This window comes from Paraburkholderia terricola, assembly GCF_900142195.1.
GTDB classification, from domain to species: Bacteria; Pseudomonadota; Gammaproteobacteria; order Burkholderiales; family Burkholderiaceae; genus Paraburkholderia; species Paraburkholderia terricola.
In genome coordinates, this window is record NZ_FRAB01000018.1 from 102,330 (window position 1) to 122,205 (window position 19,876).

Below are 19,876 nucleotides of genomic sequence, written 5' to 3' on the forward strand. Positions count from 1 at the left end.
CCGCATTGCGTCGACGGCCTGAGAAAGCCTGGGAACAGCAAGAACCCGGGTACGCACCCAGGCGCGAACTCAGGTTTCGAGTTTGGCGTCCATCGTGATCGTGGCGTTCAGAACCTTGGACACCGGACAACCCGCCTTGGCGTCCGCGGTGGCCTTGTCGAACGCGGTTTTGTCGCCGCCGGGAATCTTGACCGCCACGTCCAGATGCACGGCGGTGATGGCAAAACCGCCGCCCTCCTTATCGAGCGTGACGGTGGCCGTCGTGCCGATACGTTCGGGCGTGATGCCGGCCTTGCCCAGTTCCGCCGATAGCGCCATCGAGAAACACCCCGCGTGCGCAGCCGCGATCAGTTCTTCGGGATTCGTGCCGATGCCGTCCGCGAAGCGCGTGGAAAACGAGTACTGGGTCTCCTTGAGTACGCCGCTGTCGGTGGAAATCGAGCCCTTGCCGTCTTGCAGGCCGCCTTGCCAGACTGCTGATGCCTTGCGCTTCATCGCTCTCTCCTGTTTGTGCCCTGCTTCGCGCGCTCCACGACCTGAGCTGATGCCCGCCGCAACGGTCCCGCCCGAATGTTCCGCGGTGTCGGCATGGGTCGCGAGTCTCGCGCGGCGCGGTGGGCGGGGGCGTGGACCGGACTTCATCATAGGCGCTTCCGTGCGTCGGCGTCATGACGGGCGGCATGCTGCACTGCGCTACCCGGCGAAGGGCAAGCTGTCCTGCCCGGCCGCCCGCATGTCGAACACGTTGAGCGTCATCGCGACCAGCGCGTAGTAGCCGAGCAGACCCACCAGGTTGATCACCACCTGATGCCCGAAGCGCTCGACGGCCTTCGCATAGGTCGCATCCGATACGCGTTGAGTGTCGTACAGTTCGCTCGCGAAGTCGTGGATCAACGCGTCGTCGGCATCAGCGAAAACCGGGCGCCGCCGCTGGCGGATCGCCTCGGCGTCCGCTTCGGCCACGCCCGCTTGCAACGCGATCGGATGGTGGATGGTCCACTCGGCCTGCGCCCGCCAGCGCGCCGCCGTGACCAGAATCGCCAGTTCCGACAGGCGCAGCGGCAAGCCTGTCCGATAGCGGCAGAACGCGCCCAGGCGCTGCGCGTGTTGCGCGAGTTCGGGACTATGAATCCAGCCGAGAAACGGACCGTTCAGATTGCCGCGCGGCCCGGACAAAATCTCGTCCAGAACCGCCTTCTGTTCGGGCGTGGCATCGGACGGTTCGAAATGAGGCAAACGTTCGGTCATCGTCGGTCTCGCAAGTTGCAGAGTTGTTTTCAAACGGCGGCAAGTGCGCTGTCGATGGCATCGAGCAACGCTGCCTGACAGCGAAGATCAACAGTTTCAGACGCGAAACTCAGGGGACGTAGGCGCCCTTGGCATGCAGCGACTGTTCGGCGATGGCGAGTTGTTCGACCGCATCCGTGCCTTCGAGCGCGAGCAGATGCGCGACCAGCGACTCGGCAATCGCCGTGGCCGCGACCAGTGACGGAAAGAACGACGGACTCTCGTGCGAAAAAATCAGCACCTTGTCCGCATTGAGCGCGATGGGGGAGACCGCGCTGTCGGTGATCGCAATCAGCTTGCTGCCCTTTTCCAGTGCGGCTTCCGCCACGCGCGCGGCCTCCACCGAATACGGCGCGAAACTGATGACGATGGTCGCGCTGTCGCGTTCGACCGTGCGCAATTGCATTTCCAGCGTGCCGGCCTCGCCGTTGAGCAGCGACACCGACGAACGGAACAACCGGTAGCCGTACACGAGACCGAACGCCACCGCGTAACACGAGCGAAACCCCGCCACGTGCACATGCGGCGCGCGCCGCAACAGCCGTGCCGCTTCCACGATCACGCGACCATTGTGCGCGGCGGTGACTTCGAGATTGTGCTGCTGCGCGACCAGCAGATCGTTCGCCAGCGCGTCTTTGGACTTGACGAGCGAACGTGCGCGGCTGGTGAGCGGCTCGGGCCGCGTGCGCACGCGCGCGACGAACAGGTTGCGCAATTCATTCCAGCCGGGGAAACCGAGTTGCTGCGACAAACGCACCAGCGACGCCGGTTGCACCTGGGCGCGCTCGGCCACCTTGCGCATCGACGAGACCGCGACTTCGTCGGGATGATCGAGCAGGAAGGCCGCCCCCATCTGAAACTGCGGACTCAGTTCGGAGAAGCGCGCGCGGATCAGGACGGCAAGCTGGTCGAAGCTGTCTGGCATGCGATGGTCCGGGCAAGCGGCCGAGAAAGTTGACAACAAATGTTACCACCCGGTGCATCGCATCCAACAGCGCTGTCACCGGGATGTGGGCTCGTCGGCACGGCATGCCGGCAACCGAAGCGGAACCCGCCCAGCCCCGGCGTGTGAATCACCGGATCAGTCGAATGCGATCGCCTGGCGCGGCTGGGTCAGCATGGCGGGTTGCAGGATCTCGTCGAGTTGCGCGCGCGTGAGAAGGCCGCGCTCGACAACGATTTCCGCGACGCCTCTGCCAGAGATGAGTGCCTGCTGCGCGACCTGGGTCGCATTCACATAGCCGATGTACGGGTTGAGCGCGGTCACGATGCCGATGGAGTTCTCGACGAGGGCCTGCAGTCGTTCGCGGTTCGCGGTAATGCCGTCCACGCACTTCGATGCCAGCGTGAGACAGCCCGCCCGCAAATGCGCAACGCTCTTGAAGAGGCTGTGTGCGATCACCGGCTCGAACGCATTCAGTTGCAACTGCCCCGCTTCCGCCGCGAAGGTGACGGTCACGTCGTTGCCGATGACTTCGAATGCAATCTGGTTCACCACTTCGGGAATAACCGGGTTCACCTTGCCGGGCATGATGCTCGAGCCCGCCTGAACGGCAGGCAGGTTGATTTCTCCAAAGCCCGCACGAGGACCGCTCGAAAGCAGCCGGAGGTCATTGCATATCTTCGAGAGCTTGACCGCCACGCGCTTCAGCACGCCCGACAATTGCACGAAGGAGCCGACGTCTTGCGTGGCCTCGACGAGATTCGGCGAAGTGGTGACCGGAATTCCCGTGATGCCGGCAAGATGGCGACACACGAGCGGCGCGTAGTCGGGCGACGTGTTAATGCCAGTGCCAATTGCCGTTGCCCCCAGATTGATTTCGCAGATCAGCGTCGAAGCCTCCATCAAGCGCGCTTCGTCCTCGCCGAGCATCACGGCGAACGTGCTGAATTCTTGACCCAGCGTCATGGGCACGGCGTCCTGCAACTGGGTCCGCCCCATCTTCAGGTCGTTTTTGAATTCCTCCGCCTTGCGCTCGAATGAAGCACGCAGCACAGCCATCGCGTGAACGAGTTGGACAATGCCCATGTAAGCCGCGATTTTCAGTGCAGTCGGGTAGACATCGTTGGTGCTTTGCCCAAGATTGACGTCCTCGTTGGGGTGTAGCGCCGCGTAGTCGCCGCGTCCATAGCCCACGTACTCGAGCGCGAGATTGGCAATGACCTCGTTGGCATTCATGTTCGTGGATGTGCCGGCACCGCCCTGAATGACATCGACCACGAACTGGTCATGTGCGACGCCGCTACGAATCGCGTGGCATGCTTGCACGATGGCCTTCATCTTGTGGTCCGGCAGCAAACCTAGATCGTGATTGGCCAACGCGGCTGCTTCCTTCACGCTGGCGAGCGCATTCACCAGATTCGGGTACGTCGAGATGGGAATACCCGTGATCGGGAAGTTCTGCAGCGCGCGCAGGGTATGCACGCCGTAATAGGCCTCGTCGGGGACGGGTAGATCGCCAAGGAGGTCGTGTTCGATACGTTCAGTGCGGGTTGACATGTGATGCTCCGATGCAAAAAAAGGACGAACCGGGCGCGCCGCCCAGTTCACGAACCGAGCGGAGAAATCGCTGTTTTTCAGGGGCCCGAGGGCTGATGCGCGCTCAGTCGGCGGCGCCCATCGCGTGCGCGACGCACTGCCGCGCGAGCACTTCGGTGGGGTCGACAAGCCGCACGCGCACGCCATTGCCGCCGATGAATTCACCGTCCGGAAGAAGCATGGGAAGCTCGGTGCATCCCAGCACGATGACTTCGACGCCCTCGGCAATCAGTCCTTCGACGGCCGCGGCAATGTCCTCCTGACACTCACCGGTCGTAAAGCCGGCTTTGACGCCCTTCTTTCCGTAGATGGCGTCCATCACGCGCGCCTGCAGCGCGGGGCCTGGCGCCATCTGCCGCAGTCCCCGCGATTCGAGCGCCTTTCGGTACACGCCGCTGTCGATCGTGCCCGACGTCGCCAGCACGCCGACATCGCGCAGACCGGGAAACGCCTCGCGCAGATAGTCAACGGTGACAGTGAGCATGTTGACGATGGGGATGCCGAGATACGGCTGAATCCGGTCGACGAACGCGTGGGCCGTGTTGCATGGAATGGCGATGAGGTCCGCTTCACCGTCTTCGAGCTTCTTGCACGTCGCGTAGAGCGAAATGGTCGGGTCCGCGCCGTTGCCGACAAGGTTCTCCGTTCGGTCGGGAATCTGGGGGTTCTGTTCGACCAGCAATTTGATGTGATCCTGGTCGCGCGACGCCGGGGTATTGCGGACGATCTTGTTGAGGAAATCAATGGTCGCAGCGGGGCCGACACCGCCCACCACGCCGACCTTGAAAACCGTATCGGGCGAGCTGGATCGGTCTGAGACGACATATTGCGCATACGCCATGTTCGAGTCGACGAGCGGCACTTTCAGCGGACCCATTTCCTCGGCCACGAGCGCAATCTCCGTCATGCCCGGCACGATCACATCGACGCCCTGATCGGTCAGGTCATCGCAGGCGGCACGCAGCAGCGCGACGGCACGGCCGCCCAGATTGCCGCTTTTGATGCCGTCGGCACCATAGACGGCTTGCGTCACGAGGTCGGTATCGCCGAGTGCGCGCGGGTGCACGACCTCGAATCGCGGAGCGGGAAAGTACCGTTCAAAGAGCCGCATTTCGCGCACGTAGTCGGATGCGAGCACGCCGATACGTTTCGCGTCGGGAAACTTGCGCTGAACATGGCTGCGAACCGCGTCGACAATGTTCGCGATCGGCAGACTCGTATTTGCCTTCAACTCGTCGATGAAGGTATGACTGAGAAAGCATGGCAGCACGATCGTGCTCACGCCGCGCTTCTCGAAATCGCGGATCATGTCGAAGATATAAAGCTTGCGCTCCGTGGTGGCGGCGCTGCCGGAACCCGAACCCCTGAACGGACGCTGCTCGAAAATGATGTCGGCATGTTCGGCGTCGGACAAGGCCGGCGTCGCCTTCACCAGTTTGAAAAATACGTCGGCACTGGCCAGTGGACCCAAGCCGCCCACCACGCCCAGCTTGCGCCTGCTCTTCATCGGGGCGGCGCTCATCGAGCCTCGACCTCCGCCGGCTCGAACGCCATGTCGTCGGGCGCCGGTTCACGCGCGGCCTCCCATTTCGCGATCACGGCGGTGGCGACGCTGTTGCCGATCACGTTGGTCATCGTGCGGCCCATGTCGAGAACCTGGTCGATGGCGAGAACCAACGCGACGCCGGCAGCGGGCAGATGAAACATCGGCGCGACAGCCGCGACCACCACCACCGACCCGCGCGGCACGCTTGCCATTCCCTTGCTGCTCAACATGAGAATCAGCAGCATGAATATCTGCTGCGAAACGGGCATATCGACACCGAAGGCCTGGGCGATGAAAATCGCCGCGAATGCCTGGTACATCATCGAACCATCGAGGTTGAATGCGTAACCCAGTGGCAGCGTGAAGCCGACCACTTTCTTGTCGACGCCGAACTTCTCCAGTTGCTCGGTAAGACGCGGATAGGCCGCCTCGCTGCTCGCGGTGGAAAAGGCGATCATCGCCGGCTCGCGCACAGCCTTCAGCAGACTCACCACTTTGCGACCGAGAAACGCATATCCGATGGCGATGAGAATGGCCCACAGTACGAACAGCCCAAGATAGAACGAGCCGATCAGCTTGCCGTACGTGTAGATCACGTCGAGGCCGCGCAGCGTCACCGTCGATGCGATCGCACCGAACACCCCGAGCGGCGCGGCGCGCATCACGTAGTTCGTCAGCCGCAGCATGACCGGGACTATGCCGTCGATCGCCTGAATGACGATGCCGACACGCGAGTCGCGCTTGAGCGCGCTGAGACCGACGCCAAGGAAAAGCGAAAAGACCAGGATCTGCAGAATGTCGTTGCGCGCCATCGCATCGAACAGGCTCGTCGGAAACGCGTGCGTGACGACGTCCTTGACGTTCAGCGCCGAGGTGTTGAGGCCCGTGCTCACCTCGCCGGCACCCACCGTCAGATGCAGTCCGGCGCCGGGTTGCAACGCATTGGCCATGACGAGGCCGATGCCGAGCGAGACGATCGACGCGCTGACGAACCACGCGACCGAGCGCAGTCCGATACGGCCGACGTCGCCGTTGCTATCCATTCCCGCGAGGCCCGAGACGAGCGTGGCGAAAACGAGCGGCGCGATGACCATCTTGATCAGTCGCAGGAAAATATCCGTGACGATGGAAAAGTAACCGGCCACTGCTTTAAGGGTAGCGGGGTCGGTGACGGACGTGTGGCACACGTAGCCAGCCAGGATCCCGAGAAGCATCGCGGCTGCGATGCTCAGAGTAAGGCGATTCTTCATGTTCATCCGTCCCTGTGGCGGCGCCGGCGGCCGAAGTGACCGCCACGCGCGAAAGAAGGGATGAGAGCGACGCGGGCAGCGCCGCTTTCATCGTGGAACGGATGGTAGAGAGGTCAAAAAAAACGCTAATGCTGTTGCGGCATGCGCTCATGCGCGTTTCGCATAACGTGGGAAAACCCTATTCCAGCGCCGCCGCGCCGGCGCCGAGATGATGCCAGAGCGTGTCGAGAAATTCGCTGCGATTGGTCGAGTCGCGGTAGGCGCGTAGCTCCATCTGCAACTGCCAGCTCGCGGGTCCCGCCGGAACGAGTTCGCCATCGGCAAGTTCCCTTGCGATGGTGCTCCTCGGCAGCCACGCCACCCCCTCTCCTTCCATTACCAGCTTCTTGAGAACCTCCGCCATGTCGGACTCGTAGTGCAGACGCAATGACAACGCGTCCGAGGTCCGCTTCAACAGCAGGGCCTGGCACCGTCCAAAGTAGCTGGTCTCGGTGTAGGAGATAAGCGGTAGCGGACGCTGCTTCGTCCCCGGCAGGCGGAACTTCGGGCCGGCACGCTCGTTGGGTCGGCTGGCCGGCATCAGGGTATCGAGACCGACCGTGACATGCTCATACCTGGCGGGATCCAGGTGCAGAGGCAGTTCAGGATGATGATAGGCGAACATCAGCTCGCAGTTGCCGTTCACGAGCATGAGAATCGAGTCGTGAACGTTTGTCGGGATCACACGAGCACGCACTTCGCCGAATTGAGGAGCGAGCGCCTTGAGCCACGTCGGCAGGAAGTTCAGAGCGATGGTGTGCCCCGCGCAAATCTGCAGGCTCTTGCCCGCGATGCGCTGCTCGGTACGGATGATGGCTCGCGTATCGAATAGCCGGGCCAGGATGTCTTCGGCGACTTCGCGAAACAGTTGGCCGGCTGGTGTGAGGACCGGCGGAAAGCTGCTGCGGTCGATCAGCTCGGCGCCGACCCATTGTTCAAGCGACTGAATCCTGCGACTAAAGCCCGACTGAGTGACATTGCGAAACTCCGCTGCCCGCGAAAAGCTTTGGTACTGAGCAAGGGCGATGAAATCTTCTATCCATTTGATTTCCATTTGAGCCTTCGGGTCAGCCTTTGACGGAGGCCCGATTGTAGCCGGTGCGCGAGTCCGCGAAGTCATGCAATCGAATTGAAAGCGGACAGCGACTCCAACGCGTCACCGCAGGAAAGCAAACCACAAATTCTTCGTTCGCCCGCCGACGCTCCGTCACTAGACTGTGAAGCAACTTGTCATAACAAGTACAGGCAACCCGACGACACCATGCAACAACCCGCCCCGGCCATCGTGCTGCCCCTTCCCGCGCCGCCGCTCTACGAGCGGATCAAGACGGAACTGCGACTGCGCATCCTGAACGGCAGTTATGCCGCGCACGCGCGGATGCCGTCTGAAAACGAACTGTGCGCGATGTTCAACGTCAGCCGCATCACCGTGCGCCAGGCGCTCGGCGATCTGCAGAAAGAAGGCCTCGTCTTCAAGCTTCACGGCAAGGGCACCTTCGTCTCCAAACCGAAAGCCTTTCAGAACGTCAGCGCGTTGCAAGGTTTCGCCGAAGCGATGTCGTCGATGGGATACGAAATCGTCAACCAGGTCAGACAGATCCGCTTCATCGCCGCCAACGCGCGAATCGCCGGTCGCCTCGATCTGCCGGAAAGCGCAAAGGTCGCCGAAATCCGTCGCGTGCGGCTGCTCGATCGTGAACCGGTCTCGCTCGAAATCACCTGGCTGCCGGAAGCATTGGGCAAGCGCATTGCCAACGCCGACCTCGTCACGCGCGACATCTTTCTGATTCTGGAGAACGATTGCGGCGTGCCGCTCGGCCACGCCGACGTCTCGATCGACGCCATTCTGGCCGACGACGAAATCGCCGCAGCATTGAGCGTGGAGGAAGGCAGCCCGGTACTTCGGATCGAACGCCTCACGCACGCCGCGGACGGCACGCCGATCGATTACGAATACCTCTATTTTCGTGGCGATGCGTTTCGCTACCGTTTGCGCGTCGACCGTCAAAAAGAACCGAACAGCACAAGGAACACGCCATGAACACACAGGTGATCGAGTACGACGTGGTGGTGGTGGGCGGCGGGACCGCCGGTCCGATGGCCGCCGTCAAGGCGAAAGAGCAGAACCCCGATCTCAAGGTGCTATTGCTCGAAAAGGCCAACGTCAAGCGCAGCGGCGCGATTTCGATGGGTATGGACGGCCTGAACAACGCGGTCATCCCCGGCCATGCGACGCCCGAGCAATACACGAAGGAAATCACCATCGCCAACGACGGCATCGTCGATCAGGCGGCCGTGTACGCCTACGCCCGGCACAGCTTCAAGACGATCGAGGAACTCGACCGCTGGGGCGTGAAGTTCGAGAAAGACGGCACCGGCGACTACGCGGTGAAGAAAGTGCACCACATGGGCTCGTATGTTCTGCCCATGCCGGAAGGTCACGACATCAAGAAAGTGCTCTACAGGCAGCTCAAACGCGCGCGCGTTGCGATCACCAATCGCATTGTCGTTACGCGCGTGCTGACCGATGCGCAAGGACGCGCGTGCGGCGTGCTGGGTTTCGATTGCCGCACGGCGGATTTTTACGTGGTGCGCGCCAAGGCGGTCATTCTCAGTTGCGGCGCCGCGGGACGATTGGGTTTGCCCGCGTCCGGCTACCTGATGGGCACCTATGAAAACCCCACCAACGCCGGCGACGGTTACGCGATGGCTTATCACGCCGGCGCTGCGTTAGCCAATCTCGAGTGTTTCCAGATCAACCCGCTCATCAAGGACTACAACGGCCCCGCCTGCGCTTATGTGACCGGCCCGCTCGGCGGTTTCACGGCGAACGGCAAGGGCGAACGCTTCATCGAGTGCGATTACTGGAGCGGTCAGATGATGTGGGAGTTCTATCAGGAGTTGCAGAGCGGCAATGGTCCGGTGTTTCTGAAGCTCGACCATCTCGCCGAGGAAACCATTCAAACGATCGAGCAGATCCTGCACACCAACGAGCGCCCGAGCCGCGGACGTTTTCATGCGGGACGCGGCACCGATTACCGCCAGCAGATGATCGAAATGCACATCTCCGAGATCGGCTTTTGCAGCGGCCATAGCGCCTCCGGCGTCTATGTGAACGAACGCGCCGAGACCACGGTTGCCGGTCTCTACGCCGCCGGCGACATGGCCGCGGTGCCGCACAACTATATGCTCGGCGCGTTCACCTATGGCTGGTTCGCGGGCCGCAACGCCGCGCAATACGTCGAAGGCCGTGAACATGCGGCCCTCGATAGCGAGCAGATCGACGCCGAGCGGACACGCATCTACGCACCACTCGAACGGGAGACGGGGCTGGCTCCGGCGCAGGTCGAATACAAGCTGCGCCGCATGGTGAACGACTATCTTCAACCGTCGAAGGTCACGCGCAAGATGGAAATCGGCCTGCAACGCTTCGCCGAAATCGCCGCCGACATCGAGCAGATCAAGGCCGACAACCCGCACGAACTGATGCGCGCCGCCGAGGTTCGGGCAATTCGCGACTGCGCGGAAATGGCGGCGCATGCATCGCTGTATCGCACGGAAAGCCGCTGGGGCTTGTACCACCATCGCGTCGATTATCCGCAGCGCAACGACGCGGAGTGGTTTTGCCACACGCATCTGAGGAAAGACGCAACGGGCCGCATGGTCAGCGAGAAACGCGCCGTGCAACCTTACGTGGTGCCGCTCGACGATCGCGAGAGCCACGCCTATCAGAACCTGCGCATCGGCGAACCCGCGCTCGCCGACGCTTGAGGAGCGACCATGTCCACCACACCGCACGACATTTTTCAGCGCAGCGCCGCGCCCGTCACGATCGATGAAGACAAATGCATCGCCGACAAAGGCTGCACCGTTTGCGTCGACGTCTGCCCGCTCGATCTGCTCGCGATCGATCTGAGCAAGGGCAAGGCGTACATGAAGTTCGACGAATGCTGGTACTGCATGCCTTGCGAGAAAGATTGCCCGACCGGCGCGGTCAGGGTCGATATTCCGTATCTGCTGCGCTAGCCGCGAAGGAACGCATTCAACGCACGCCACGCATGCAACGCACGATCGACTCGCGCATTGAACGCACCTGCTGCATCGGCTCACTCCAGACCTCTTTCAGCTCATGACCGATATTTCGCTTTCGCTTACGTTCGACCCCGATTCGCTCGATCCCGAAGCCGCCGAACTACTGCCGCGCCTCGCGTCCGCGGACGCCGCGGTGCGCCGCATCGCCCTGCTGGCGCTCGCCGACCTCGAGGACGAAGCGGTGCTCGGCCCGATCGTCGCCGCGTTGCGCCACGACGCGTCGCCGCAAGTGCGCGCGCAGGCCGCCCAGGTGCTCGGCGCGTGGGAACGCGCCGACGTGGTTCAGGCGCTCTGCGAAACGTTGACCGATCGTGCCGATGAGGTGCGCGCCGCCGCCGCGCAGAGTCTGTCGAATCTGAAGGAGCCGCGCTCGGGGCCGCTGCTCGCGCCGTGGGCCGGTCATCGCGATCCGTTCGTGCGCCAGGCGGCGCTGCGCGGTTTGCGCGAACTGCGCCATGCGGGTGCGCTCGCCCCCGCGCTGGCCGCGCTGACGGCGAGCGAAGACGGTGTGCGGCTGGAAGCAGTGAGCGTGCTCGGCTGGTTGAAGAGCGAGCGCGCGCTCGGCCCCCTTACCGTCATTGCGACGGACGATCCGAACGCCGCCGTGCGTCGCGCGGCGATCGGCGCGTTGGGTGTCGAAGCGGCGGACACGGAGCAAACCATCGTCGCGCTGCTTCGCGCACTGCGCGACTCCGCCTGGCAGGTCCGCGAGGAAGCCGCGGCCACGCTCGGCAAACTGCGCGCGGCGGAGGCACGCGACCCGCTGATCACGGCTCTCGATGACGACTACTGGCAAGTGCGTTTGCAGGCGGTCCGGGCGCTAGGCAAGCTCCGCGATGCGACGACCGGCGCCGTCATCGCCGTGCTGCTCACGCATGCCATCAGCAATCTGCGCAAGGAAGCCGCCTTGTCGCTCGGCGAACTCGGCGAACTCGGCGACCGCGCGTCGCTGCCGCTCTTGCAGGCCGCCGCGACCGATCCCGATCCGGAAGTGCGCAAAGCCGTGCGCATCGCGCTGGCGCAGATCGACAAGGACACTGACTGATGCATGCGCCCGAACGCGTCACCCTTCATGCCGCGACAGCGCGACTTTCGCTGACGTGGCATGAAGGACAGACTCAATGGATCGACAACGCGACGCTCAGGGAGCGGTGCCCCTGCTCGACCTGTCGCCGCATGGCACAATCGGGCGCGGCGCCGCGAAGCGGGCCGCATATCGCGATTGTCGAGATTCAGCCGATGGGCTACGGCGTGCGGATCGTGTTCAGCGATGGGCACGCGCAAGGCATTTATCCGTGGGAATATCTGGCCGGCATCGCGCACACGCCTGTTGGGCCATGATCGTTACGTCGGCCAGGCGGACCCCGCTGTTGCGCGAGGTCCGGTGACATCTAGGCGGCACGCCATTTCGCATCCGCCACCACCAGCTTCTTCGGGATCAGCTTCAAACTGGTGAACGTGTCGGCGATCTGTTGCTGGTAGTCGAGCGTCGCCGCATCGACCGGCTGCACGCCGTAGCTCGTGCGCTGCAGCGCCACCTCGAGCGTGGCCGCGTCGAGACCGACGAGCGGCGCTAACTGGCTGGCGACGGCTGGAATATTGTCGCGGCTCCATCGATCCACCTGATCGAGTTCGGCGAGGAGTTCGCGCAGCAACTGCGGCTGCGTGTCGGCGAACTTGCGCGCGGCGACGTAGTACTGCGTATTGCGCACGAGACCTTCGCCATTGGCGATCACCCGCGCGTTCGCCTGCCGCTCGACAGCGGCCAGGTACGGGTCCCAGATCACCCATGCGTCGACACTGTTTTGCACGAAGGCCGCGCGCGCGTCGGCCGGTGTCAGAAACGCGGGCTGAATGTCGCTGTATGAAAGCCCCGCATTCTGCAAGGCCTTGACCAGCAGAAAGTGCACGTTCGATCCGCGGTTCAGCGCGACTTTCTTGCCGCGCAAATCCTTCACCGAGCGAATCGGCGAATCATGCGGCACGACGATCGCCTCGCCCTTGGGCGCCGGCGGCTCGTGGCCGATATACGCGAATTCGACCCCGCCGGCCTGAGCAAAAATCGGCGGTGTCTCTCCGACCGAGCCGACATCCACCGCGCCCGCATTCAAGCCTTCGAGAAGCTGAGGCCCCGCGGGAAATTCGAGCCATTGCACGGACACGCCCTGGGCGGCCAGCCGCTTCTCCAACGTGCCACGCGCTTTCAACACCACGAAGTTGCCGTATTTCTGAAAGCCGATCCGCAAGGTTTTACCCTTGGACGGCGTCTGAGCCAGAGCCCGTTGCACGGACCAGGGCGCCCCAGCGGCCAGGGCTGCCGCGCTTGCGGCAGCGGCTTTCAGCAGCGTGCGCCGGCGTGGATCGAGCGAGTCGAAGGCTGCCGGTGTGTCCGAAGCGTCCGTTGAAATAGAAGAGCCCGATGTATCGCGAGAATCCATAAGCTTGCCAGATGAGAGGTTGAGTGAGCCGCTTGCCAAATGATTCGACGTTAGCGGGCCGCGCGGCGCACGGCAACCAAGCAAAGTTCATAAGGTTATGAGCGGCTTCCCGAATTCACGCAAACGATTCGCAACGGTCCGATCAATCTTCTACCGCGCCACAGAGATTGCCGCGGCGGCGATGCCCGACCGCGCGATTGATCGCGATGACGGCGTCATTCCGGTCCGCTGGGCGGATCAGATGAACGACATTGCTTCTGAGGTAACTGGCGAGCGAGTGCCGCTCTCTCTTCGGCAAAGCGGCAATGAGCGGCAGAACCTGCCGCAACGGTTCGATCGTATTGAGCATGTTCCACTGCTGTCCGGTATGGTAGGTTTCCGCCAACGCGTCTCTCGCCAACCCGGATACCAATTGAGTGAAGCGCTCGTCGCGAGGGAGTGCCTGGACCTGATTGCACAGCTCCCCGAACCGGCTGCGCGAAGCAACGATCGCCTCGTCGCCGTCGCCGCCGAATTGCAGCACGTACCTGGATACGGCAGTTTCGAGAAGCTGGGCACGACGATCGGGAGGGAGTTCGCCGATGCGGCGAAGCGCTGGCGAGGTCCCGCTTAATCCTTGGGCAGCCGGGTTGGAAAACGCCTCGATCTCGCTGACGACGGCTGCGGCAATCGATTCGATGCGCCCCAGCGCTTCGGGCAACCAGACTGTCGCCGAGCGGCTGGTCATTGCGAGCCGGCCAAGGCTCGTGGCATCCACATAGGCACTCAACGCGGTGCCTACCCCATGAGGAAGCTCACGCTCGATTGCCTCGGGTGGACTCGGGGGACGGGACGATAGGCCTGTTGGCCGCGCCCCCAGCGAGCGACTTCGCCGCTGCTCCGGACTAGCTGTCGCGGCATGGGTCGTCGTGCCCGGCGTTTCATCTCCAGCGCTGCTGGAGCGGTTCGTGGATATGCAAATCCCCATGGGTATCCCCCGGCAATCATTCGGTGCCATTTGAAACGATCATCTTGAGCAATCCCATAAGGCCGCGGAGGTCAATGACCGCAATATGTTGTACACAGGCGAAAGCTCGTCATTTACGTGGCTGCTTTTTTTGCCGATTAGGCCCGCTCTCGAATGGTCCCGCCACGCGTTGCATCAACATTCCCTCACAAGAAAATAAGGAAATCCTGAGCGAAAGCAGATGGCTTTTTTGAAATATTGGCACGGTAAGATCGCGTACTCGATGGATATACGGCGCGCCGCTTGCGCAAAGCTTTTCGCACGATAAACGATGCGCCGTGCGCTCCGGTCAATATGGAACTCACGACGTTCTAGCGCCGCGAGCCGATATCGCGTCATGAGCCAATCGCCGTTGATTAGCTGAATCCATAAAAAGGAAAAGACAATTGAAAAAACGCGAATCGCCATTCAGGGAATCGTATTGCATGACGTCCGTATCACGCGTCACGATTTGCGCGTTGGTGCTGTCGGCTGCGCTATCCGCTGAATCCGCTTCAGCGGCGAGTACGTGGACGGACACGTCGGCGCCCGTTACGACGCAATGGGGAACAGTCAACGAGCCGTCATTGCCCGCGGCCGTTTGCAAACCGATCGCCGCATCGCTGACACCCGTCATGGGCTCGATCGATTTCGCGGATGCGAACGCGTCATTCTCCCAACCGGATACGGCGCGCATCCAGGCCGCGATCGACGCATGCCCGTCCGGCCAGGCCGTCAAACTCACGAAGGGCGCCTCGGGCGAATCGGCCTTTCTCAGCGGTCCGCTTACGCTCAAGTCGGGCGTGTCGTTGTGGATCGACGGCGGGGTGACGCTCTTCGCGTCGCGCAATCCCGCTGACTTCGACAATGGCGTGGGAACGTGCGGCACCGCGACGGCGTCGAACATCAAATCGTGCAATCCGCTCATTCTCGCCAAGAGCACGGCGGGCAGTTCGATCGTGGGCGACGGCACCATCGACGGCCGCGGCGGCAGCCTGCTCACCCGTGGGCCGAATGCGGGCGCGCGTACCTGGTGGGACGTCGCGTACCAGAACAAGACGGCGGGGCTCTACCAGCAGAATCCGCGGCTCGTGCAGATAACCGGCGGCTCCGCATTTACGCTCTATCGCATTACGTTGCAGAATTCGCCGAACTTTCACGTGGTCACCGATGGCGTCGCCGGCGTGACGGCATGGAACATCAAGATCCTTACCCCGAGCCTCGCGTATAGCGTGAGCGGTTACGCCTGTCCGGCCGGCACCACGCCGGACGCGATCACGCCCTCCACCTGTTTCACGCCGGAGACCGCGAAGAATACCGATGGTTTCGACCCCGGCCAGTCGAGCAATGTGCTGCTCGCCTACTCGTACATCAGCACGGGGGATGACCATGTGGCGATCAAGGCGAGCAAATCGCCCGGCAGCAACAATCTGACATTCGCGCACAACCACTTCTACTATGGACACGGCATGTCGATCGGAAGCGAGACGAATGCCGGCGTGAGCCATGTTTCCGTCACCGACATGACGATCGACGGCAACGATAGTCCCAGTGGAAACGGCTTGCGTATCAAGTCGGATTCATCGCGTGGCGGCAAGGTGAGCAACGTCGCCTACAGCCAGGTGTGCATGCGCAACGTTGCCCGGCCGCTGGTATTCGATCCGTTCTACAGTTCGTCGACGGGCACGCTGTATCCCAACTTCACCGGCATCACGATCAGCGGCTTGCACTATCTGGGCAGCACGCAATACGGTGGAGGCCGTATCACGTTCCAGGGCTACGAGCAAAACGGTCAAAAGAATCCGCTCGTCATTGCATTGAACAATGTCGTGTTCGACGGCACGCAGCCGCTTTTCGACAAGGACATCGCGACGCACTATACGCTCGGTCCGGGTCCTGTGAGCTTTTCGAATGAGATCGTGACGTCGACCTCGAATGACGTGACGGTGTCGGGTTCGCCGGGCAATGCGACGCCCGTCGATTGCAGCAGCGCGTTCGTTCCGCTCAACTACGTGCTGCCGGCTTCGCCTATCTGAGCAGCGGCTTCGATGAGGATCGAGCCGCGCGCGGTTCGACCTGGCGGATGCCCTTCCCGTTACCCCGGCCGCTGGCCAAATCCGCCAGCCGGCCGGCTATTGAACCCGGGCTGGCGTAAAAAGCCGCTTGTGTGCTCGCTGGCGGACCCCCACGCGAAGATTCACTACCGCTTGCGCAGCGCGCGCCCTATAACGTAGATGCAGGGCGATTATTACGTGTCGGCGGTCCACAAAATTCGTCGACACTGCCAGTTCGCACGCCACTCTCCGTCCGGCAACTCCGCTCGGCGCACTGCACTTCTCTTTTCCGACAACCTGAACCTGGGTCTCGGGCATCAGCCCCGCAGACCCGAAGGACGCGCGCGTCCGACGATCCCAGGTAGACGACGATTTCGGCGCTCGCGAATGTCCATGCGCATGGATCGAAAACCCGATGTTTTCCAGGAGCCGACATGAAAACACGATTGATGATTGCTTCCGCAGCAGGCTTGTTTGTCCTCGCCGGCTTCGCGCATTCGCAAGGGATGCCCGATACGCCGCAGCCTGCCGCACAGCAAAACGCCACGACCCAGGATGCCGCCCCCGGCGCGGCGACCCAGGCGTACGGCGGCATGCCCGATACGAAAATGCAAGCCGGCGCCAAACGTGCAAGACCCTGTGGCACGGGCCCGCAATGCGACCTCTTTTTCGGTGGGAGCTAGACACACACTGACGGCGTCCGGCACGCCGACGGAAAACGCCGGACGCCCGCGCTACAGCAGCGCGACCACCCGCACATCGCCCTGCTCGGCCGAGGCGACCACCTTCTCGCCGATGCGCCGGAACGTGATCGACACCGACGCATCGCCCACTCGCAGATCGCCGAGTTCGAGCCAGTCGATACCTTCGGGAAGCATGGGCTGCTCGATCAGCACTTCGCGGCGCTCCGCGTCGATGGTGATGCCAAGGCATGCTTCGAGCATCATGAACGGCGAACCCGCAGCCCATGCCTGCGGCAAACAGGCGACCGGATAAGCGGTGGGCGGCTCGCCACGGCGCCGCGGGAAACCGCAGAAGAGCTCCGGCAAGCGCATGTCGAAGTTGACCGCGGCCTCGAACAACGCCTGCAGCAGCCGCACCGCCGACGCCTTGCCGCCGTAGCGCGACAGGCCGCGCGCGCAGATCGCGTTGTCGTGCGGCCAGACCGAACCGTTGTGATACGCCATCGGGTTGAAACGCGACTGGCTCGCGGCCAGCGTGCGCACGCCCCAGCCGGTGTGGAACAGCGCGGAGTCGAGCGCGCGCACCACCGACTCGCCGCGCTCGCGCGTCGGCAAACCGAAGGCGAGCAGGTGCCCCGCGTTCGAGCCCATCACGCGGCACAGTTCGCCGTGGCCGTCGAGCGCGATGCCGTAAAAGCCCGCTTCCTCCATCCAGTACTTTTGCTCGACGCACTCGCGGATGCGCGTGGCGCGCGCCTTGTAGTGCTTCGCCGGTTCATGCAGGCCGCGCAGCTTCGCGAAGTGCGCCATCGTGTCGAACGCGGCGCTCGCATACGCCTGCACTTCGACGAGCGCAATGGGGCCGTCGGGAAAACGGCCGTCGGCGTGAAACACCGAATCGTGGCTGTCCTTCCAGCCCTGATTCGCGAGCCCCCCGGCCGACTCGCGCTGGTAGTCCAGCAAGCCATGGCGGTTCTTGTCGCACACGCCCGCGACCCAATGCGCCGCGCGCTCCAGCGCCGGCCACAACTCGTCGACCAGCGCGAGGTCGCCGGTGCGCGCCGCGTAGGCGCCGGCCAGCACGATGAAGAGCGGCGTGCTGTCGACGCCGCCGTAGTAGAGCGCGAACGGCACCTCGCCGGTGGCGGCCATTTCGCCCTTGCGCATCTCGTGCATGATCTTGCCCGGCGCGGCGTCGCGAAACGGCGAATTCTCACGCGCCTGATGCTCGGCGAGAAAGCGCAGCACGCCGGCCGCCAACTGCGGTTGAAGCCACAGTGTCTGCAGCGACGTGATGACCGCGTCGCGGCCGAACGGCGTCGAGAACCACGGGATGCCGGCGTAGGGATACGGGCCGGTGGCGAGGTCCGTGGTCAGGAGGCCGAGGTCGGCGAACGAGCGGTCGATCCATGCGTTGAAGAGCGGATTGCTCGAACGCACGCGCGCGGTGACGCGGCGCCGTTCGCGCATGACGAGGTGGGCGTCGACCAGCGCCGCGCGCACCGCGGCGCGGCCCACGCGTGGACGCTCCGCGTCGATTTGCGACAGATGGGCCTCGCTCAACGGATGCAAGGGTTGGGAGACATCGGCGCTCGGCCTGTCCGACTTCGCGACGACCTGCACGGCAACCGACAGATAAATCGACACGCACGCCTGCGCCGGCAGTTTCACCGTGTAGTCGGCGCGATCGGCGAAGAGCTTGTCCGGCTCCGGCGAGAAGGCGATCTGGACGTTGCGCGCCACGTCGTCGAGGCCGAGATAGCCGAGCAGCACCTCGCGGTTCTCGACGCGCGCCGGCTGGATGCGGCCCTGCTTGTCGCGCGTCAGGCCGCGCACTTCGAACATGTCGCGGAAGTCGCTGGCGAAGGAGATGGACAGCGGCACCACGGCATCGCTCGTGCCGTAGTTGGTGAGTTCGATGGCTTCGTTGAGCACGGTGCCCGAGAGCACGCGTATGCGCTCGACGTGGATCACGCCTTCCGGCGTGCTGTCGCCGCCGAGCGGCGGCAACGGACGGTTGGTCAGGTGCGCGGTGAACGAGGTGTTGTCGCTGCTGACGCTGCCCGACAGCAGCGACGGCGCACGCCCGCCGAAGGTGAGGCGGAGTTGCGAGAGGACGCGGGTGTCGTTGACGAACAGGCCGTCGTCGCGGCCGGTGATATCGCCGAGGGGATCGTTGACGATGAAAGTGTCGCCCGACTTCAGCACGTGCTGGGTGGCCGCGGCGACGTTGAGGTTTTCCGTCGGAATGAATGCGCCGTCGGGCTCGGGTTCGCGGTGGTCGATTCCGCCCGAGTGGGATAGGCCGCCGAGGGCTTCTGGCTGCTGCATCAGGGTCGCTCCTATGGGTTTGCTTGCGCGGTTCGCTTTCACTTTTTACTGCCGGTGATGAGGCGTGGTGCGGTCGCTTCCGATTGTAGAGGGTCCGTTCGCGTCAGACGACGTTATCAGGGCGGAGTTTCGGGTTTTTTGTGGCACGGGATGTGCGGTTTTGGTTTTTTTGCCTGGCGGCGCGGTTTTTTGTGGTGTTACGGGGTTGGGTTTTTGTTGCTGGGCTTTGGGCTTTGGCCTTTCCTTGATTTGTTAGTGGTCTATTAGTGTTGCCCCTGTGCGGGGCAATGCTCTCAACTTAAGCCCCGCTGCATCAAGCGAGTTTGTACGCGAGATGGAAGTGGGGCTTGGCTTTTCTGGGTGGTCTTGGATAGGAGCGTGAGGGCTGTATCCGGCATCGGGTCTGGTGGATCATTTCCAGCACACCGGCGAGGCCGTCCAGACAGCGCTGGATGCGCAGAAGACACGCGCCGAGGATGGGCTTGAGTGCGCCCAGTGCATACACCCGGTTAGGACGGCTGGCATGTCTGTCGTCGTGCGGCGCATCGAGATCGCTGAGCAGTGTGCACAGGTTGTCGGCGAGGATTTTTGCGCCGAAGTCCTGCTGTAACGCCAGGTAATCGAGGCCTGTG

18 protein-coding genes and 1 pseudogene are annotated in these 19,876 nt (G+C 63.1%); 7 read left to right on the plus strand and 12 right to left on the minus strand.

Features of this window, described 5'->3' with window-relative positions:
* Positions 1 to 69: 69 nt before the first annotated feature.
* From BUE39_RS17595 to BUE39_RS17625, 7 genes are all read right to left on the minus strand, one after another.
* Positions 70 to 495: an OsmC family protein gene (locus BUE39_RS17595; protein WP_073429993.1), complete on the minus strand. Its 426-nt coding sequence runs from the start codon at positions 493 to 495 to the stop codon at positions 70 to 72.
* A 198-nt stretch (positions 496 to 693) separates the two neighbouring features.
* Positions 694 to 1,248, minus strand: coding sequence for a carboxymuconolactone decarboxylase family protein (locus BUE39_RS17600; protein ID WP_073429994.1), 555 nt, complete (start codon positions 1,246 to 1,248; stop codon positions 694 to 696).
* A gap of 109 nt (positions 1,249 to 1,357) precedes the next feature.
* Complete coding sequence (locus tag BUE39_RS17605; protein ID WP_073429995.1) at positions 1,358 to 2,212, minus strand: MurR/RpiR family transcriptional regulator; 855 nt, start codon at positions 2,210 to 2,212, stop codon at positions 1,358 to 1,360.
* Positions 2,213 to 2,368: 156 nt separating this feature from the next.
* Positions 2,369 to 3,787, minus strand: a complete 1,419-nt coding sequence (aspA, locus tag BUE39_RS17610; RefSeq protein WP_073429996.1) for an aspartate ammonia-lyase — start codon at positions 3,785 to 3,787, stop codon at positions 2,369 to 2,371.
* A 103-nt stretch (positions 3,788 to 3,890) separates the two neighbouring features.
* Positions 3,891 to 5,348, minus strand: a complete 1,458-nt coding sequence (gene cuyB, locus BUE39_RS17615; protein WP_073429997.1) for a cysteate racemase — start codon at positions 5,346 to 5,348, stop codon at positions 3,891 to 3,893.
* A complete protein-coding gene (locus BUE39_RS17620) occupies positions 5,345 to 6,622 on the minus strand; it encodes a dicarboxylate/amino acid:cation symporter (RefSeq protein WP_073429998.1) in 1,278 nt (425 codons plus the stop codon). Before BUE39_RS17620 ends, cuyB begins: the two co-directional genes overlap by 4 nt.
* A 178-nt stretch (positions 6,623 to 6,800) precedes the next feature.
* A complete protein-coding gene (locus BUE39_RS17625; protein WP_073429999.1) occupies positions 6,801 to 7,715 on the minus strand; it encodes a LysR substrate-binding domain-containing protein in 915 nt (304 codons plus the stop codon).
* A 207-nt stretch (positions 7,716 to 7,922) separates the two neighbouring features.
* Between BUE39_RS17625 and BUE39_RS17630 the strand changes: the two genes are divergently transcribed.
* The 5 genes from BUE39_RS17630 to BUE39_RS17650 all read left to right on the plus strand — a co-directional run bounded on the left by BUE39_RS17630 (position 7,923) and on the right by BUE39_RS17650 (position 12,094).
* Entirely contained in the window at positions 7,923 to 8,702 is a 780-nt protein-coding gene (locus BUE39_RS17630; protein ID WP_073430000.1) for a GntR family transcriptional regulator, read from the plus strand.
* Positions 8,699 to 10,432: a fumarate reductase/succinate dehydrogenase flavoprotein subunit gene (locus BUE39_RS17635; protein ID WP_073430001.1), complete on the plus strand. Its 1,734-nt coding sequence runs from the start codon at positions 8,699 to 8,701 to the stop codon at positions 10,430 to 10,432. The genes BUE39_RS17630 and BUE39_RS17635 overlap by 4 nt, the downstream gene beginning before the upstream one ends.
* Positions 10,433 to 10,441: 9 nt before the next feature.
* Complete coding sequence (locus tag BUE39_RS17640) at positions 10,442 to 10,687, plus strand: 4Fe-4S dicluster domain-containing protein (protein WP_073430002.1); 246 nt, start codon at positions 10,442 to 10,444, stop codon at positions 10,685 to 10,687.
* Between the two features lie 103 nt (positions 10,688 to 10,790).
* Entirely contained in the window at positions 10,791 to 11,798 is a 1,008-nt protein-coding gene (locus BUE39_RS17645; protein WP_073430003.1) for a HEAT repeat domain-containing protein, read from the plus strand.
* Positions 11,798 to 12,094, plus strand: a complete 297-nt coding sequence (locus BUE39_RS17650) for a DUF971 domain-containing protein (protein ID WP_073430004.1) — start codon at positions 11,798 to 11,800, stop codon at positions 12,092 to 12,094. Before BUE39_RS17645 ends, BUE39_RS17650 begins: the two co-directional genes overlap by 1 nt.
* A gap of 50 nt (positions 12,095 to 12,144) precedes the next feature.
* Here the strand turns inward: BUE39_RS17650 and BUE39_RS17655 are convergent, their stop codons facing one another.
* The 3 genes from BUE39_RS17655 to BUE39_RS34250 all read right to left on the minus strand — a co-directional run bounded on the left by BUE39_RS17655 (position 12,145) and on the right by BUE39_RS34250 (position 14,605).
* Positions 12,145 to 13,191: a sulfonate ABC transporter substrate-binding protein gene (locus BUE39_RS17655; RefSeq protein ID WP_073430005.1), complete on the minus strand. Its 1,047-nt coding sequence runs from the start codon at positions 13,189 to 13,191 to the stop codon at positions 12,145 to 12,147.
* Positions 13,192 to 13,333: 142 nt separating this feature from the next.
* Positions 13,334 to 13,960 carry a hypothetical protein gene (locus BUE39_RS17660; RefSeq protein WP_090518828.1) on the minus strand — a complete coding sequence of 209 codons (627 nt, stop codon included), beginning with the start codon at positions 13,958 to 13,960 and terminating at the stop codon, positions 13,334 to 13,336.
* Positions 13,961 to 14,332: 372 nt separating this feature from the next.
* Positions 14,333 to 14,605, minus strand: coding sequence for a hypothetical protein (locus BUE39_RS34250; protein ID WP_143031981.1), 273 nt, complete (start codon positions 14,603 to 14,605; stop codon positions 14,333 to 14,335).
* A 17-nt stretch (positions 14,606 to 14,622) separates the two neighbouring features.
* Between BUE39_RS34250 and BUE39_RS17665 the strand changes: the two genes are divergently transcribed.
* The gene (locus tag BUE39_RS17665) at positions 14,623 to 16,212 is read left to right on the plus strand and encodes a glycoside hydrolase family 28 protein (RefSeq protein WP_073430023.1); all 1,590 of its coding nucleotides are present in this window, start codon (positions 14,623 to 14,625) and stop codon (positions 16,210 to 16,212) included.
* Between the two features lie 452 nt (positions 16,213 to 16,664).
* Positions 16,665 to 16,913 carry a hypothetical protein gene (locus tag BUE39_RS17670; RefSeq protein WP_073430007.1) on the plus strand — a complete coding sequence of 83 codons (249 nt, stop codon included), beginning with the start codon at positions 16,665 to 16,667 and terminating at the stop codon, positions 16,911 to 16,913.
* A gap of 51 nt (positions 16,914 to 16,964) precedes the next feature.
* Here BUE39_RS17670 and BUE39_RS17675 read toward each other — a convergent pair whose 3' ends face one another.
* Positions 16,965 to 19,244, minus strand: coding sequence for an amylo-alpha-1,6-glucosidase (locus BUE39_RS17675; RefSeq protein ID WP_073430008.1), 2,280 nt, complete (start codon positions 19,242 to 19,244; stop codon positions 16,965 to 16,967).
* Positions 19,245 to 19,557: 313 nt separating this feature from the next.
* A pseudogene (locus tag BUE39_RS17680) lies at positions 19,558 to 19,876 on the minus strand (IS4 family transposase); the annotation flags it as partial.

Bases quoted from the DNA above. Each gene is read 5' to 3' on its own strand.
- BUE39_RS17595 (WP_073429993.1), bottom strand. From the start codon at position 495: ATGAAGCGCAAGGCATCAGCAGTCTGGCAAGGCGGCCTGCAAGACGGC.
- BUE39_RS17600 (WP_073429994.1), bottom strand. From the start codon at position 1,248: ATGACCGAACGTTTGCCTCATTTCGAACCGTCCGATGCCACGCCCGAA.
- BUE39_RS17605 (WP_073429995.1), bottom strand. From the start codon at position 2,212: ATGCCAGACAGCTTCGACCAGCTTGCCGTCCTGATCCGCGCGCGCTTC.
- aspA (WP_073429996.1), bottom strand. From the start codon at position 3,787: ATGTCAACCCGCACTGAACGTATCGAACACGACCTCCTTGGCGATCTA.
- cuyB (WP_073429997.1), bottom strand. From the start codon at position 5,348: ATGAGCGCCGCCCCGATGAAGAGCAGGCGCAAGCTGGGCGTGGTGGGC.
- BUE39_RS17620 (WP_073429998.1), bottom strand. From the start codon at position 6,622: ATGAAGAATCGCCTTACTCTGAGCATCGCAGCCGCGATGCTTCTCGGG.
- BUE39_RS17625 (WP_073429999.1), bottom strand. From the start codon at position 7,715: ATGGAAATCAAATGGATAGAAGATTTCATCGCCCTTGCTCAGTACCAA.
- BUE39_RS17630 (WP_073430000.1), top strand. From the start codon at position 7,923: ATGCAACAACCCGCCCCGGCCATCGTGCTGCCCCTTCCCGCGCCGCCG.
- BUE39_RS17635 (WP_073430001.1), top strand. From the start codon at position 8,699: ATGAACACACAGGTGATCGAGTACGACGTGGTGGTGGTGGGCGGCGGG.
- BUE39_RS17640 (WP_073430002.1), top strand. From the start codon at position 10,442: ATGTCCACCACACCGCACGACATTTTTCAGCGCAGCGCCGCGCCCGTC.
- BUE39_RS17645 (WP_073430003.1), top strand. From the start codon at position 10,791: ATGACCGATATTTCGCTTTCGCTTACGTTCGACCCCGATTCGCTCGAT.
- BUE39_RS17650 (WP_073430004.1), top strand. From the start codon at position 11,798: ATGCATGCGCCCGAACGCGTCACCCTTCATGCCGCGACAGCGCGACTT.
- BUE39_RS17655 (WP_073430005.1), bottom strand. From the start codon at position 13,191: ATGGATTCTCGCGATACATCGGGCTCTTCTATTTCAACGGACGCTTCG.
- BUE39_RS34250 (WP_143031981.1), bottom strand. From the start codon at position 14,605: ATGGCGATTCGCGTTTTTTCAATTGTCTTTTCCTTTTTATGGATTCAG.
- BUE39_RS17665 (WP_073430023.1), top strand. From the start codon at position 14,623: ATGACGTCCGTATCACGCGTCACGATTTGCGCGTTGGTGCTGTCGGCT.
- BUE39_RS17670 (WP_073430007.1), top strand. From the start codon at position 16,665: ATGAAAACACGATTGATGATTGCTTCCGCAGCAGGCTTGTTTGTCCTC.
- BUE39_RS17675 (WP_073430008.1), bottom strand. From the start codon at position 19,244: ATGCAGCAGCCAGAAGCCCTCGGCGGCCTATCCCACTCGGGCGGAATC.